Raw genomic sequence first — 16,054 nt, 5'->3', positions numbered from 1 at the left:
ATGCGAATGGCACGTTTGACACGCTCCCGCTGGCTGTGGCTGGCGGGAGCGCTTCTCGTTTTATGGGGGCTGATTGTCGCCGCCGACCGCCTGTGGCCGTTGCCGCTGAAAGAGGTTAACCCTGCCCGGGTGGTGGTGGATGAGAAGGGCACGCCGCTCTGGCGTTTTGCCGATAGCGACGGGATCTGGCGCTATCCGGTTACGATCGAAGAGGTCTCTCCCCGTTATCTTGAGGCGCTGATCCAGTACGAAGATCGCTGGTTCTGGGATCATCCCGGCGTAAACCCGCTTTCTGTCCTGCGTGCCGCCTGGCAGGATCTCAGTTCCGGGAAAGTCATCTCTGGCGGAAGCACGCTCACCATGCAGGTCGCGCGACTGCTGGACCCGCATCCGCGCACCTTTGGCGGTAAAATTCGCCAGCTCTGGCGTGCCATGCAGCTGGAGTGGCATCTTTCCAAACGCGAAATCCTCACGCTCTATCTCAATCGCGCCCCATTTGGCGGTACGCTGCAGGGCGTGGGTGCGGCAAGCTGGACGTATCTCGGCAAGCCGCCGTCGCAGCTCAGCTATTCCGACGCGGCGCTGCTGGCGGTGCTGCCGCAGGCACCGAGTCGTTTACGCCCGGATCGCTGGCCTGAACGGGCCGAAGCGGCGCGCAATAAAGTGCTCGACCGCATGGCGACGCAGGGCGTCTGGTCCGCAAAGCAGGTCAAAGAGTCCCGTGAAGAATCAGTATGGCTGGCGCCCCGGCAGATGCCGCAGCTGGCGCCGCTCTTTGCACGCATGATGCTCGGCAAAAGTCGCGACACGAAAATTGTCACCACGCTGGATGCCGGACTGCAGCGGCAGCTGGAAGAGCTGGCGATGAACTGGAAATCCCGCCTGCCGGCACGCAGCTCGCTGGCGATGATCGTGGTCGATCATACCGATATGAAAGTGCGCGGCTGGGTGGGATCGGTGGATATCAACGATGACACGCGTTTTAGCCATGTGGATATGGTCAATGCGATCCGATCGCCGGGATCGGTGTTAAAACCCTTTATCTACGGCATGGCGCTGGATGATGGCCTGATCCATCCCGCCTCGCTGCTTCAGGACGTTCCCAGAAAAACCGGTGATTATCGGCCCGGGAATTTTGACAGCGGGTTTCATGGACCGGTCAGCATGAGTGAAGCGCTGGTACGCTCCCTCAACCTGCCTGCCGTTCAGGTGCTGGAAGCCTACGGACCAAAACGATTTGCCGGGATGCTGAGCAACGCAGGCCTGCCGCTGATCCTGCCTGCGGGGGCGCAGCCGAATCTGTCTCTGATCCTCGGTGGGGCAGGCGCGCGGCTGGCAGATATTGCTGCGGCCTACAGTGCTTTTGCCCGACACGGTAAGGCGGGAAGGCTGCGCCTGCAGCCGGGCGATCCGCTGACTGAACGTCCGCTGTTATCACCGGGCTCGGCGTGGATTATTCGCCGTATTCTGGCCAATGAAGCGCAGCCGCTGCCGGATAATGCGCTACCCCAGGTTGCGCCGCTGGCGTGGAAAACCGGTACCAGTTACGGCTACCGTGATGCCTGGGCCATCGGTCTGAATGCCCGTTATGTGATAGGCATCTGGACCGGACGACCGGACGGCACGCCCGTGGCGGGACAGTTTGGGTTTGCCAGCGCGGTTCCGCTGTTAAACCAGGTCAATAACCTGCTTCAGTCGCGCTCAACGGTAGACGAAGCCCGTCTGCCGCGCGATCCGCGTCCGGCAAGCGTCGGGCGGGGCGTGATCTGCTGGCCGGGCGGCCAGTCGCTACCGGAAGGCAGTGAAAACTGTCGACGTCGCCTGTCGACCTGGCTGCTGGAAGGCAGTGAACCGCCCACGCTGCTCCTGCCCGAACAGGAGGGCATACGCGGGATCCGTTTCCCGGTCTGGCTGGATAAAACCGGCAAACGCGTGGCCGCAGATTGCCCGGATGCTACTGAAAAAGTCCTGGATGTCTGGCCGCTGCCGCTGGAGCCGTGGCTGCCTGCAACCGAGCGTCGTGCGGTACGGATTCCGCCTTCATCAACAACCTGTCCTCCACTCTCGCAGGACGCACCTGCACCACTCATTCTGACCGGCGTGCGTGAAGGGGCCGTTATTAAACGTCTCCCGGGTGAATCCCGCGTTTCGCTGCCGCTTCAGGCGACCGGCAATAGCGGTGAGCGCTGGTGGTTTTTGAACGGTGAACCGCTGAATGTGAAAGGAAGCGTTTACACATTACAGCTTGATAAGTCGGGCGATTATCAGTTACTCGTTATGGATGAGACCGGGCAGGTCGCGACGGTGAATTTTACGCTTCAGTGATCTGAAAACAGCTTTCTGATGTGAGCTGTTGCTAAAACTCGTCTTATTTTAAAAAAATGTTACCTGAATCCATAGGCAATGGCGCCATTGCTCATTATAATCCGCGCCACACCATACTCAGGTATGCAAAACAACAGAACATTGACAGAGGTTATCATGGCTATTGAACGTACTTTTTCCATCATCAAACCAAACGCGGTGGCAAAAAACGTTATTGGCAGCATCTTCGCTCGCTTTGAATCTGCAGGGTTCAAAATTGTTGGCACCAAAATGCTGCACCTGACCGTTGAGCAGGCGCGCGGCTTCTACGCTGAGCACGAAGGTCGCCCATTCTTTGACGGCCTGGTTGAGTTCATGACCTCCGGTCCAATCGTGGTATCCGTACTGGAAGGCGAAAACGCCGTACAGCGTCACCGCGATCTGCTGGGTGCAACCAACCCGGACAACGCGCTGGCAGGAACTCTGCGCGCTGACTACGCTGACAGCTTCACCGAGAACGGCACCCACGGTTCTGACTCTGTTGAATCTGCTGCACGCGAAATCGCTTTCTTCTTCGCAGAAGGCGAAGTGTGTCCACGTACCCGTTAATTTAACGGTTTCGTTTACACATTATTTTCGTAAATGCCGCGTCCAGACGTGGCATCCCTGCGCCAGACTTTGTACAATGCAACGCCCCGGACGAGCAGACCGCTTTCCGGGGCGTTTCTATTCAACCCTCCATGGGCCATAACGTGTAACAACGAGGCCGGTAAATATTATGTCTGAATTAGTGAATACCTCCGAAGTCGCCATTCCTGCGGTTCCCAATAAAAATGGAAAAATCAACCTGCTGGATCTGAACCGTCAGCAGATGCGCGAGTTCTTCAAAGAGATGGGCGAAAAGCCGTTTCGTGCCGATCAGGTCATGAAGTGGATGTACCATTACTGCAGCGACAATTTTGATGACATGACTGACATCAACAAGGTCCTGCGCAATAAGCTCAAAGAAGTGGCAGAAATCCGTGCACCGGAAGTGGTGGAAGAGCAGCGCTCCGCGGATGGCACCATCAAATGGGCGATTGCGGTCGGCGATCAGCGTGTTGAAACCGTCTACATCCCGGAAGAAGACCGCGCGACGCTGTGCGTCTCCTCCCAGGTTGGCTGTGCGCTGGAGTGCAAATTCTGCTCAACCGCGCAGCAAGGCTTTAACCGTAACCTGCGTGTTTCAGAAATTATCGGCCAGGTCTGGCGTGCTGCGAAAATCGTGGGCGCGGCAAAAGTCACCGGCACGCGCCCTATCACCAACGTGGTGATGATGGGGATGGGTGAACCACTGCTGAACCTGACCAACGTCGTTCCGGCGATGGAAATCATGCTGGATGACTTTGGCTTTGGCCTGTCCAAGCGTCGCGTCACGCTGTCGACCTCAGGCGTTGTGCCTGCGCTGGACAAACTCGGCGACATGATTGACGTCGCGCTGGCGATCTCCCTGCACGCACCAAACGATGAAATTCGTGACGAAATTGTGCCGATCAACAAAAAGTACAATATCGAAACCTTCCTCGCTGCCGTACGTCGCTACCTGGAGAAATCCAACGCCAACCAGGGCCGCGTGACCATCGAGTACGTGATGCTGGACCACGTCAATGACGGCACCGAACATGCGCATCAGCTGGCTGAACTGCTGAAAGATACGCCGTGCAAAATCAACCTGATCCCATGGAACCCGTTCCCGGGCGCGCCGTATGGCCGTAGCTCGAACAGCCGTATCGACCGTTTCTCCAAGGTACTGATGGAGTATGGTTTCACCACCATCGTGCGTAAAACGCGTGGTGATGATATTGATGCCGCATGTGGACAGCTGGCTGGTGATGTCATTGACCGTACCAAGCGCACCCTGCGTAAACGCATGCAGGGCGAGACGATCGCGGTTAAAGCTGTTTGATTATTATGCACTCGCGGCGCATTATCTGCGCCGTGAGACATAACCTTACTGAATAATCAGTCAGATTCGTGAAGACTGATCAATAATTACGGTGCGTTTCATCCGACTTTCGGGCAGTATGTAACGACGTAACAACAGTTTAGCCGTACGGGCAGGGCTGTACTGTCATCTCCGGGCTGACAGTCTTATACTCTCTGTTCAAGGTTAACTGACCAGAAGTTTCGCGGTGCGGGTGGCATTGTGACTCACCAGCGCCTGAACCCTTATTTTTCACGTACCAGTAGTTGTAGCGAATGAATACTGAAGCCACTCACGACCAACATGAAGCACTCTCCACTGGCGTTCGTCTTCGCAACGCCCGTGAACAACTCGGACTCAGCCAGCAAGCCGTTGCGGAACGCTTGTGCCTGAAGGTTTCCACGGTTCGCGATATTGAAGAAGATAAGGCGCCTGCCGATCTGGCTTCAACGTTCTTGCGCGGTTATATCCGCTCTTACGCAAAACTGGTGCACATCCCCGAAAACGAATTACTGCCAATGATGGAGAAGCAGGCGCCGGTCCGTGCAGCAAAAGTTGCGCCGATGCAGACCTTCTCCCTGGGGAAACGTCGTAAAAAACGTGATGGCTGGCTGATGAGCTTTACCTGGCTGGTGCTGTTTGTGGTGGTCGGTCTGACCGGTGCATGGTGGTGGCAAAACCACAAGGCGCAGCAGGAAGAGATCACCACCATGGCCGATCAATCCTCCGCCGAACTCAACCAGGCCGGAAATGATAACGCCCAGAGCGTGCCGCTGAATACCGACGGAGCGGCGTCCTCCAGCGAGCCACAGACCGCAGCGCCAGACGCATCGGCGACTGGTGCAGCACAGGCTCCGGCAGCAACGGCTAACACCGCTGCGCCTCAGGCTCAGGATCAAAATGCGGTGGTTGCCCCTTCTCAGGCAAATGTTGATACGGCGGCGAACGCGCCTGTAGCTACTCAGCCTGCAGACAATACCGCAGCGTCTCTGCCAACCAGCCCGGCGGGTACGGCGACAACAGCAGCCGACCCTAATGCGCTGGTAATGAACTTCAGCGCCGACTGCTGGCTGGAAGTGACTGACGCGACAGGTAAAAAACTGTTCAGCGGCCTGCAGCGTAAAGATGGCACGTTAAACCTAACAGGCCAGGCTCCCTATAAACTTAAAATCGGCGCTCCGGCAGCGGTACAGATCCAGTATCAAGGAAAACCTGTCGACCTGAGCCGCTTTATCAGAACTAACCAGGTTGCACGTCTTACCGTTAATGCCGAACAATCAGCAGCACAGTAACAGACGGGCAACGCGGGAGATTTTTCATGCATAACCAGGCTCCGATTCAACGTAGAAAATCGAAACGGATTTACGTTGGGAATGTGCCAATCGGCGATGGGGCACCTATCGCCGTTCAGTCGATGACCAACACGCGCACCACCGATGTGGAAGCGACGGTCAATCAAATCAAAGCATTAGAACGTGTAGGCGCGGACATTGTTCGCGTCTCCGTCCCGACCATGGATGCCGCTGAGGCGTTCAAACTGATCAAACAGCAGGTCAGCGTTCCGCTGGTGGCTGATATTCACTTCGACTACCGAATCGCACTGAAAGTGGCCGAATACGGCGTCGATTGTCTGCGTATTAACCCGGGCAACATCGGTAACGAAGAGCGTATCCGCATGGTTGTGGACTGCGCCCGCGATAAAAATATTCCTATCCGTATCGGCGTTAACGCCGGTTCGCTGGAAAAAGATCTGCAGGAAAAATACGGTGAGCCGACGCCACAGGCGCTGCTCGAATCCGCGATGCGTCACGTCGATCATCTCGATCGTCTCAACTTCGATCAGTTCAAAGTAAGCGTAAAAGCCTCCGATGTGTTCCTTGCCGTAGAATCTTACCGCCTGCTGGCAAAGCAGATCGACCAGCCTCTGCACCTCGGGATCACCGAAGCGGGCGGCCTGCGCAGCGGCTCGGTAAAATCCGCGATCGGTCTGGGGCTGCTGCTCTCTGAAGGGATCGGTGACACCCTGCGCGTCTCGCTGGCGGCCGATCCGGTCGAAGAGATCAAGGTCGGTTTCGATATCCTGAAGTCGCTGCGTATTCGCGCGCGTGGGATCAACTTCATTGCCTGCCCAACCTGTTCGCGTCAGGAGTTTGATGTGATCGGGACGGTGAATGCCCTGGAGCAACGTCTGGAAGACATTATCACCCCGATGGACGTCTCTATCATCGGCTGCGTGGTGAACGGTCCGGGTGAAGCACTGGTGTCAACCCTGGGCGTGACCGGTGGTAACAAGAAAAGTGGTCTCTATGAAGATGGCGTTCGTAAAGATCGTCTGGATAATAGCGACATGATCGACCAGCTTGAAGCCCGCATCCGTGCGAAAGCCGCCATGATGGACGAGACACAGCGTATTAACGTTCAGCAGGTTGAAAAATAACGTGATGGGAAGCCGCGAGCTTCCCATGTATGATTGAACCCATTCTTTGGGTTTTTTTTGTATATAGAAAGAGAATAAACGTGGCAAAAAACATTCAAGCCATCCGCGGCATGAACGATTATCTGCCTGGCGAAACCGCCATCTGGCAGCGCATTGAAGGCACGCTGAAGCAGGTGCTCGGCAGCTACGGTTACAGCGAAATCCGTTTGCCGATTGTAGAGCAGACCCCGTTATTCAAACGCGCGATTGGTGAAGTTACCGACGTGGTTGAAAAAGAGATGTATACCTTTGAGGACCGCAACGGCGACAGCCTGACCCTGCGTCCGGAAGGGACGGCGGGCTGCGTACGCGCCGGCATCGAACATGGTCTTCTGTACAATCAGGAGCAGCGCCTGTGGTATATCGGCCCGATGTTCCGCCACGAACGTCCTCAGAAAGGGCGTTATCGCCAGTTCAATCAGCTGGGTGTGGAAGTCTTTGGCCTGCAGGGCCCCGACATCGACGCTGAACTGATTATGCTGACCGCCCGCTGGTGGCGTGCGCTCGGTATCGCCGATCACGTTTCCCTCGAGCTGAACTCTATCGGTTCTCTGGAAGCGCGCGCTAACTACCGCGATGCACTGGTGGCGTTCCTGGAACAGCATAAAGAGAAGCTGGACGAAGACTGCAAACGTCGCATGTACAGCAACCCGCTGCGCGTTCTGGATTCCAAAAACGCAGATGTTCAGGCACTGCTGAACGATGCGCCTGCGCTGGGTGATTATCTGGATGAAGAATCTCGCGAACACTTCGCGGGCCTGTGCAAGCTGCTTGAAGCGGCTGGCATCGCCTACACCGTAAACCAGCGCCTGGTACGCGGTCTGGACTACTACAACCGTACCGTGTTTGAGTGGGTGACCACGAGCCTCGGCTCTCAGGGCACCGTGTGCGCGGGCGGTCGTTATGACGGTCTGGTTGAGCAACTTGGCGGTCGCGCAGCACCTGCTGTAGGCTTCGCGATGGGTCTTGAGCGACTTGTTTTGCTGGTTCAGGCAGTTAATCCGGAATTTAAAGCAGATTCCGTTGTCGATATATACCTGGTGGCCTCAGGCGCGGAAACGCAGTCTGCGGCAATGCAGCTTGCCGAACGCGTGCGCGATGCGCTGCCGGGCGTTAAGCTGATGACCAACCATGGCGGCGGCAACTTCAAAAAACAGTTTGCTCGTGCCGATAAGTGGGGCGCAAGTATCGCACTGGTGCTGGGTGAGTCCGAAGTGGCCAACGGCGAAGTGGTGGTGAAAGACCTGCGCTCTGGTGAGCAGACAACGGTAACGCAGGACGGCGTTGCGGCGCACTTGCGCACTCTATTGGGCTAAGGAGAAGGACTGCGTGGAAATTTACGAGAACGAACACGATCAGGTCGACGCGATTAAACGCTTCTTTGCTGAAAACGGCAAAGCGCTGGTTGTTGGGGTTATTTTAGGTGTCGGTGCGCTGGTAGGCTGGCGTTACTGGAACAATCATCAGGCGGATTCCGCGCGCGGCGCGTCCCTGTCCTATGAAAATACCGTGAGCGCAATTCGTGCCGATCAGCCGCAAACGCTGACGGCGGCAGAAAAATTTGCGGCTGACAACAAAAACACCTACGGTGCACTGGCTGCGCTGGAAGTGGCTCAGCAGTACGTTGATAAGAACGAACTGGATAAAGCCGTAGCACAGTTGTCTCAGGGCCTTGCTGCCGCCAGTGATGAAAACCTGAAAGCGGTGATCAATCTGCGCCTGGCACGTATTCAGGTTCAGCAGAAGAAAGCTGACGATGCGCTGAAAACGCTCGATACCATCAAAGGCGAAGGTTTTGCTGCCATCGTTGCCGATCTCCGCGGTGAAGCACTGCTGAGCAAAGGTGACAAAGCGGGCGCGCGTAAAGCGTGGCAAGCTGGCGTAGAGAGCAATGCTTCACCTGCGCTGAGCGAAATGATGCAGATGAAAATAAATAATTTGTCCGTCTGAGAGGGACCCGATGCAATTGCGTAAATTACTTCTGCCAGGACTGCTTTCTGTTACGTTATTGAGTGGTTGTTCACTGTTCAGTGGCGAAGAAGACGTTGTGAAAATGTCCCCACTGCCGACGGTTGAAAACCAGTTTACCCCATCCACCGCGTGGGATGTCTCCGTGGGCAGTGGGATTGGTGATTTCTATTCCAACCTTCATCCAGCGTATGCAGACAGCGTTGTCTATGCGGCTGACCGCAAAGGTACCGTGAAAGCGGTGAACGCGGATGACGGAAAAGAAGTGTGGTCCGTTAACCTGGCGGAAAAAGACGGCTGGTTCTCCCGTAAGCCTGCACTGCTGTCTGGCGGCCTGACCGTTGCCGGTGGCCACGTCTACGTGGGCAGCGAAAAAGCGCAGGTTTATGCCCTGAACAGCAGCGACGGCTCCATTGCCTGGCAAACAACCGTGGCGGGTGAATCCCTGTCGCGTCCGGTAGTAAGCGACGGCCTGGTGCTGATTCATACCAGCAATGGCCAGCTGCAGGCGCTTAACGAAGCGGACGGCCTGGTGAAATGGACCGTTAACCTGGATATGCCTGCGCTCTCTCTGCGTGGCGAATCTGCCCCGGCTACCGCATTTGGTGCTGCCATTGTCGGCGGTGACAACGGTCGCGTGAGCGCCGTGCTGATGCAGCAGGGCCAGATGATCTGGCAGCAGCGTATCTCTCAGGCCACTGGCTCAACGGAAATTGACCGTCTGAGCGACGTGGACACAACGCCGGTCATCGTTAACGGTGTGGTTTACGCGCTGGCCTACAACGGCAACCTGACCGCGCTGGATCTGCGTAGCGGCCAGATCATGTGGAAACGTGAACTGGGCTCGGTAAATGATTTCATCGTTGAGGGTAACCGCATCTATATGGTTGACCAGAACGACCGTCTGCTGGCCCTGAGTACCGAAGGCGGCGTGACGCTGTGGACGCAAAGCGACCTGCTGCACCGTCTGCTGACTGCGCCAGCGCTGTACAACGGTAGCCTGGTTGTCGGCGACAGCGAAGGGTATATGCACTGGATCGATCCGGATAACGGCCGCTTTGTTGCGCAGCAAAAAGTCGACAGCTCCGGTTTCCTGACCGACCCGGTTGTGGCCGACGGCAAACTGCTGATTCAGGCAAAAGACGGCACGCTGTACGCGATCACGCGTTAATTACCCGGCGGTTGTAGTATACTAAACGGCTCCTGTTCACTCAGGAGCCGTTTTGACATTTTTAAAAACGCCGCGAAAGCGACGTTATTTTGAATTTTATGAGGCTTCAAACATGGTACCTGTGGTCGCGCTTGTCGGGCGCCCTAACGTTGGAAAATCCACTCTTTTTAACCGTTTAACACGCACCCGTGATGCGCTGGTTGCGGATTTCCCGGGGCTGACGCGTGACCGTAAGTACGGTCGTGCAGAGGTGGAAGGACGCGAGTTCATCTGTATTGATACCGGTGGTATTGACGGCACAGAAGACGGCGTGGAAACCCGCATGGCGGAACAGTCGCTGCTGGCGATTGAAGAAGCGGACGTGGTGCTGTTCATGGTGGATGCACGCGCTGGCCTGATGCCGGCGGACTCCGCTATCGCTAAACACCTGCGTTCACGCGAAAAGCCAACCTTCCTGGTGGCGAACAAAACCGACGGCATCGATGCCGATCAGGCCATCGCGGATTTCTGGTCTCTGGGCCTGGGTGAAATCTACCCTATCGCGGCATCGCATGGCCGTGGCGTTACCAGCCTGCTGGAAACCGTTCTGCTGCCGTGGGTTGACGAAGTGAACCCGCCGGAAGAGGTGGACGAAGACGCTGAATACTGGGCGCAGTTTGAAGACGGAGAAGAGGGCGAAGAAGAAGAGCCTGAAGACGACTTCAACCCGCAGGATCTGCCGATCAAGCTGGCTATCGTGGGCCGTCCAAACGTAGGTAAGTCTACACTAACTAACCGTATTCTGGGTGAAGAGCGCGTGGTCGTTTACGACATGCCGGGCACCACCCGCGACAGTATCTACATCCCGATGCAGCGCGATGAGCGTGAGTATGTCCTCATCGACACCGCCGGGGTGCGTAAGCGCGGGAAAATCACCGATGTTGTGGAAAAATTCTCCGTTATCAAAACCCTGCAGGCGATCGAAGATGCCAACGTCGTGCTGCTGGTTATCGACGCACGCGAAGGGATCTCCGATCAGGACCTCTCTCTGCTCGGCTTTATCCTCAATAGTGGGCGCTCACTGGTTATCGTGGTCAACAAATGGGATGGCCTGAGCAACGAGGTTCGTGAGCAGGTGAAAGAGACCCTCGACTTCCGTCTGGGCTTTATCGACTTTGCTCGCGTGCACTTCATCTCTGCGCTGCACGGCAGCGGCGTGGGTAACCTGTTCGAATCCGTGCGCGAAGCTTACGACAGCTCCACCCGTCGTCAGAGCACCGCCATGCTGACCCGTATCATGAATATGGCTGCGGAAGACCATCAGCCGCCACTGGTGCGCGGTCGTCGCGTGAAGCTGAAATACGCCCACGCTGGTGGTTATAACCCACCAATCGTGGTGATTCACGGCAACCAGGTGAAAGACCTGCCGGATTCCTACAAGCGCTACCTGATGAACTACTTCCGTAAATCGCTGGACGTGATGGGCACGCCTATCCGTATCCAGTTCAAGGAAGGGGAAAACCCGTTCGCCAATAAGCGCAACACCCTGACGCCAAACCAGATGCGTAAGCGTAAGCGCCTGATTAAGCACATTAAGAAAAGCAAATAAGCTTTGCTGCTCTCACGAAAGCCCGCGATGATCGCGGGCTTTTTTTTGCCCAATCATACCGCCGGTTTTCCCTGTGTGAAGTCAATCACTATTCACTTTTAACCATGTTTAAATCTAAGAAAGTAGACAATCGTCGAATTTTCATCTTAAAGTCCAGGGTCCGGTACTAGACAAAACTAGCGCCTGGTTATCAAATGGTTAACTAACCTTTCGCCGCATGTAAAAAATCGGCCAGATACGTAACTGGCCGGCGTACCTGCTGGTGTTTACAAGCACGACGACATACCTTTCGGGAGAATTATGCAATCCACTGTTAATCAAAAAGAGAGCCGAACGTTCTTCGGCCACCCGTATCCGCTCGGTTCGCTGTTCTTCACCGAGATGTGGGAGCGTTTCTCGTTTTACGGCATTCGTCCGTTACTGATCCTGTTTATGGCCGCCACCGTCTATGACGGCGGGATGGGCCTGGCGCGTGAAAACGCCTCGGCGATTGTCGGTATCTTTGCCGGTACCATGTACCTGGCTGCGCTGCCGGGCGGCTGGCTGGCGGATAACTGGCTCGGTCAGCAGAGAGCCGTCTGGTACGGTTCGATCCTGATTGCGCTCGGTCACCTGTCGATTGCGCTCTCGGCGGTGATGGGCAACAACCTGTTCTTTATCGGACTGATGTTCATCGTGCTCGGCTCCGGGCTGTTCAAGACCTGTATTTCGGTGATGGTCGGTACCCTGTATAAAAAAGGCGACGCGCGTCGCGACGGCGGCTTCTCGCTGTTCTATATGGGTATCAACATGGGCTCGTTCATCGCGCCGCTGATTTCCGGCTGGCTGATTAAAACCCACGGCTGGCACTGGGGCTTTGGCATTGGCGGTATCGGGATGCTGGTGGCGCTGATTATCTTCCGCGTGTTTGCCGTTCCGGCCATGAAACGCTATGACGGCGAAGTCGGCCTCGACTCCACCTGGAACAGCCCGGTGGTGAAGCGTAACGGCGTGGGCGTTTGGCTGCTGGCGCTGGCGGCAGGCGTGGCAACGCTCGTGACGCTGATTGCGCAGGGCGTGATTGTGATTAACCCGGTCGCGGTAGCCAGCGTGCTGGTCTACGTGATTGCGGCGTCCGTGGCCCTCTACTTTATCTATCTGTTTGTCTTTGCGGGCCTGAACCGTAAAGAGCGCGCCAGACTGCTGGTCTGCTTTATTCTGCTGATCTCCGCGGCGTTCTTCTGGTCCGCGTTTGAACAGAAGCCAACCTCGTTCAACCTGTTTGCCAACGACTACACTAACCGCATGATCGGCGATTTCGAAATCCCGGCGGTGTGGTTCCAGTCAATCAACGCCCTGTTCATCATCCTGCTGGCACCGGTGTTCAGCTGGGCGTGGCCGAAGCTGGCGAGCATGAACATTCGCCCGAGCAGCATCACCAAGTTTGTTATCGGTATTCTGTGTGCCGCAGCGGGCTTTGGCCTGATGATGCTGGCGGCACAGAACGTGCTGAGCAGCGGTGGGGCGGGCGTATCGCCGTTTTGGCTGGTGGGCAGCATCCTGATGCTGACGCTCGGCGAACTGTGTCTGAGCCCGATTGGCCTGGCGACCATGACGCTGCTGGCGCCGGAGAGAATGCGCGGTCAGATGATGGGGCTGTGGTTCTGTGCCAGCGCGCTGGGTAACCTGGCGGCGGGTCTGATTGGCGGCCACGTGAAGGCCGACCAGCTGGATATGCTACCGGATCTCTTTGCGCGCTGTTCCGTCGCGCTGCTGATTTGTGCCGCGGTACTGATCGTCCTCATTGTTCCGGTACGCCGCATGCTGGAAAATGCGCAGACTAAACCGGCAGCTAACGCCTCATAAACCTCGGGCTTGCCGGGGCGGCGTTATGCCCCGGCAATTTACTCAACGAGGTAAGAACATGCTGTTAGGGTTTGTTGGTCTTGGCGCAGTCGTTGAAACAGCTTACCTGCCCGCAATACGAAAATGCTTTGATAATCCCCCGCACTTTTTAGGCTTTGATATCCAGCCCGTAAAACAGCCGGAGGGGGTAACGCGTTGTGCCACACTGGCTGAACTCCTCTCCCAGCCGCTTGATACCCTGTTTATTACCACGGCGTCGCTCCACCATCTTGAGGTGCTTGAACACGCTCTCGCCTCATCGGTTTCCCGCATCGTGGTTGAAAAACCGATCGTTGCCACGCTTGCTCAAATCGAAAAGCTCAACGCGCTGCTGGCAAACCCCGACGTTGCACCCCGCGTGCTGGCGCTCGATCACTGGATGGCGCGCCTCGAAACGGTGAAGCGGTCGCTGGTGGGCACTGTTTCTGACATCGTCAAAATCGACGGCTTTTTGCAGGAGCCGAGCGGATTTAACGCTGCAGGGGAGCCCATCGCGCTTAACTTTGCTACCGGCGAACCGGACACCCGTACGCTTCGTCACCCTGACGGCGTGATTCTGGATATCGGTACGCACGTGCTGGCGATGCTGCGCGAAACGGTGCGTTATCTGGGCGGGAATGATGAGATGACGTTGCAGGTGGTGACGGCTAAAGACCGCCTGGGCCGCGCTATCGCAAAAGGCGACCTGACCACAGCGGAGGGCGAGGCGCATCTGCAGGGCCGCATCAGCGGCGTGCCGGTGGATATCTGGCTTAATAAATATGCGGGACCCGCTGGCGGGCAAAAAGGCTTACGGATCTGGTTGCGCGACGGGCGCATCATTAGCTACGACCGGCGCGGTGCGGAGGATGTGCTGGAGCTGATTGAGGGTGAGAACATTCAGCGCTGGCATATCCCCGGGACAATCTACGAGCACTGTCTTACCGGACACATTCTGGGCACGAACAGCCTGTTTGAACGGGATCCGCACGAGGTGAGCCGCACAACGCGTCGCCGAATCGAGGAAGTTGAGCTGCTGCTGACCTTGCAGCAACAGCTGCGTGGCCCGCACTGAACGCAACGTGGTAAAATTATTGCAGACCAGAATGCTTTAAGGAGTCACCATGACGATTACCTGCCCGGATTGCCAGGCACCGCTTGAGCCCCTGAACGGGGTGGCACACTGCGAGAGCTGTAATAAGGATATTGCGCTTGAAGCCCGCTGCCCGGAGTGCCATCAGCCACTCCAGGTCTTAAAAGCCTGCGGGGCGGTGGACTACTTCTGCCAGAACGGCCACGGTCTTATCTCTAAAAAACGCGTGGAGTTTGTTCGGGCCGAAGGTTAATCGCACACGCAGCCTTCGCCTTTCTTCCACAGCTCGACCAGCGACTCGGGCGCTTCCTGCTCCGGTACCAGCACGATGATATCGGCGTAGTGCGCCTGATTTTGCCCGGTCCAGATAATCTGGATGCGGAAATAGCGCTGGTCGCCGCTGCCGGGTGACGAGGCCTGTCCCGGCGGCTGACCGCGCGGAAAGGCCTGCTCCAGGATGCTTACCAGGCGCTGGCGCTGGGCCTCATTGAGCGAGGAGAGCGCAATGGTGCGCTGGCCGCTCAGCTTGGGAATATAGGCGACGCCGCCTTCCCGGGCCAGCTCAACCACGGCGTCATCCGTCAGTTCCGGAACCTGCATTTACAACACTCCCACCTGTTCCCAGGCTTGTTTAATGGCCGCCCCAACGTCGCCGCCGGAGCGTTTCTCTCCATGCGCGATCGTCAGTTTTGCGAAGGCCTCAAAATCTGCATCCTGCGCCAGATTGCGATCGCAAACCGTGTCGTACCAGGCATAACCCGCTTTTTCCCAGGCGTAGCCGCCGATCGCCGTCGCGGCCAGATAAAATGCCCGGTTGGGAATGCCGGAGTTCAGATGTACGCCGCCGTTATCCTCACGCGTTTTGATGAAATCCTTCATGTGTGCAGGCTGCGGGTCTTTGCCGAGCAGCGGATCGTTGTAGGCGGTGCCCGGTTCAGACATCGAGCGCAGCCCTTTGCCATTGATGCCTTTCGCCAGTAATCCCTCACCAATCAGCCAGTCCGCTTTATCGGCGGTTTGCTTCAGATGGTACTGCTTCACCAGTGAGCCAAACACGTCCGACAGCGACTCGTTCAGCGCGCCGGACTGCTCAAAGTAGATAAGCCCGGCTTCGGTCTCGGTCACGCCGTGACTCAGCTCATGCGCCACGACGTCTATGGCGATGGTGAAGCGGTTAAATATTTCCCCGTCGCCGTCGCCAAATACCATCTGCTGACCGTTCCAGAAGGCGTTCTGATATTCCCGGCCATAGTGAACGGTACCGGTTAAAATAAGCCCTTTGTTATCGAGCGAATCGCGCTGATATTCCTTCCAGAAGAAATCATGGGTAATACCCAAATACTCGTAGGCTTCGTCTACTGCCACATCGCCGTTCGACGGCTGACCTTCATAACGCACCTGCGTACCCGGTAGCTCCTGAGTTTGCTTCGCGTCGTAGATATCCCGCTCCAGCTGCCCGGCTTTATTCACGTGCGGCGCGGCGGGTTTGCCCGGCATATGGGCCATCAGCGTCTGGACGTGGGTTAAGGTCTGGCGGGCACAGCGCTGCTGCGGTTCGGAACCGCTTTCGATAATACGACGAAGAATATACGGGGGGATCACGCTATAAAGATGGAACATGCTGCTCT

The 16,054-nt window shown here is 56.7% G+C and carries 14 protein-coding genes; 12 read left to right on the top strand and 2 right to left on the bottom strand.

Annotated elements, in window-relative coordinates; translation table 11 throughout:
• The 12 genes from pbpC (at window position 1) to BMW97_RS15955 (ending at window position 14,679) form a co-directional block, all read left to right on the top strand.
• Entirely contained in the window at window positions 1-2,325 is a 2,325-nt protein-coding gene (gene pbpC, locus BMW97_RS16010) for a peptidoglycan glycosyltransferase PbpC (protein ID WP_045908556.1), read from the top strand.
• 156 nt (window positions 2,326-2,481) lie between these two features.
• Window positions 2,482-2,913, top strand: a complete 432-nt coding sequence (gene ndk / locus BMW97_RS16005) for a nucleoside-diphosphate kinase (protein ID WP_003860625.1) — start codon at window positions 2,482-2,484, stop codon at window positions 2,911-2,913.
• A 169-nt stretch (window positions 2,914-3,082) separates the two neighbouring features.
• Entirely contained in the window at window positions 3,083-4,249 is a 1,167-nt protein-coding gene (locus BMW97_RS16000) for a dual-specificity RNA methyltransferase RlmN (RefSeq protein ID WP_014171168.1), read from the top strand.
• Between the two features lie 293 nt (window positions 4,250-4,542).
• The gene (rodZ, locus tag BMW97_RS15995) at window positions 4,543-5,559 is read left to right on the top strand and encodes a cytoskeleton protein RodZ (protein ID WP_045908557.1); all 1,017 of its coding nucleotides are present in this window, start codon (window positions 4,543-4,545) and stop codon (window positions 5,557-5,559) included.
• A gap of 26 nt (window positions 5,560-5,585) precedes the next feature.
• Window positions 5,586-6,704 (top strand): flavodoxin-dependent (E)-4-hydroxy-3-methylbut-2-enyl-diphosphate synthase, encoded by a 1,119-nt coding sequence (gene ispG, locus BMW97_RS15990; RefSeq protein ID WP_008502138.1) that lies wholly within the window; start codon window positions 5,586-5,588, stop codon window positions 6,702-6,704.
• Window positions 6,705-6,784: 80 nt separating this feature from the next.
• The gene (hisS, locus tag BMW97_RS15985) at window positions 6,785-8,059 is read left to right on the top strand and encodes a histidine--tRNA ligase (RefSeq protein ID WP_032622984.1); all 1,275 of its coding nucleotides are present in this window, start codon (window positions 6,785-6,787) and stop codon (window positions 8,057-8,059) included.
• Window positions 8,060-8,072: 13 nt separating this feature from the next.
• Window positions 8,073-8,693: a YfgM family protein gene (locus BMW97_RS15980; protein WP_008502136.1), complete on the top strand. Its 621-nt coding sequence runs from the start codon at window positions 8,073-8,075 to the stop codon at window positions 8,691-8,693.
• Window positions 8,694-8,703: 10 nt separating this feature from the next.
• Window positions 8,704-9,882 carry an outer membrane protein assembly factor BamB gene (gene bamB / locus BMW97_RS15975; RefSeq protein ID WP_090392989.1) on the top strand — a complete coding sequence of 393 codons (1,179 nt, stop codon included), beginning with the start codon at window positions 8,704-8,706 and terminating at the stop codon, window positions 9,880-9,882.
• 112 nt (window positions 9,883-9,994) lie between these two features.
• On the top strand, window positions 9,995-11,470 hold the full coding sequence (gene der / locus BMW97_RS15970) for a ribosome biogenesis GTPase Der (RefSeq protein WP_024908655.1): 1,476 nt from the start codon (window positions 9,995-9,997) through the stop codon (window positions 11,468-11,470).
• Window positions 11,471-11,770: 300 nt separating this feature from the next.
• Window positions 11,771-13,315: a peptide MFS transporter gene (locus BMW97_RS15965; protein ID WP_069719846.1), complete on the top strand. Its 1,545-nt coding sequence runs from the start codon at window positions 11,771-11,773 to the stop codon at window positions 13,313-13,315.
• A 58-nt stretch (window positions 13,316-13,373) separates the two neighbouring features.
• On the top strand, window positions 13,374-14,408 hold the full coding sequence (locus BMW97_RS15960; protein WP_090392987.1) for a Gfo/Idh/MocA family oxidoreductase: 1,035 nt from the start codon (window positions 13,374-13,376) through the stop codon (window positions 14,406-14,408).
• A gap of 49 nt (window positions 14,409-14,457) precedes the next feature.
• Window positions 14,458-14,679 (top strand): zinc ribbon domain-containing protein, encoded by a 222-nt coding sequence (locus BMW97_RS15955; protein ID WP_023294288.1) that lies wholly within the window; start codon window positions 14,458-14,460, stop codon window positions 14,677-14,679.
• Here the strand turns inward: BMW97_RS15955 and BMW97_RS15950 are convergent.
• Both BMW97_RS15950 and BMW97_RS15945 read right to left on the bottom strand, forming a co-directional pair.
• On the bottom strand, window positions 14,676-15,026 hold the full coding sequence (locus tag BMW97_RS15950) for a protealysin inhibitor emfourin (protein ID WP_021241848.1): 351 nt from the start codon (window positions 15,024-15,026) through the stop codon (window positions 14,676-14,678). The two genes, BMW97_RS15955 and BMW97_RS15950, sit on opposite strands and share 4 nt — an antisense overlap.
• Window positions 15,027-16,046, bottom strand: a complete 1,020-nt coding sequence (locus BMW97_RS15945) for a M4 family metallopeptidase (protein ID WP_045908560.1) — start codon at window positions 16,044-16,046, stop codon at window positions 15,027-15,029.
• Window positions 16,047-16,054: the final 8 nt, after the last annotated feature.

It is taken from the genome of Enterobacter sp. NFIX58 (assembly GCF_900110475.1).
Taxonomy (GTDB): Bacteria; Pseudomonadota; Gammaproteobacteria; order Enterobacterales; family Enterobacteriaceae; genus Enterobacter; species Enterobacter quasiroggenkampii.
This window is presented reverse-complemented; position numbering and strand designations above follow the sequence as displayed.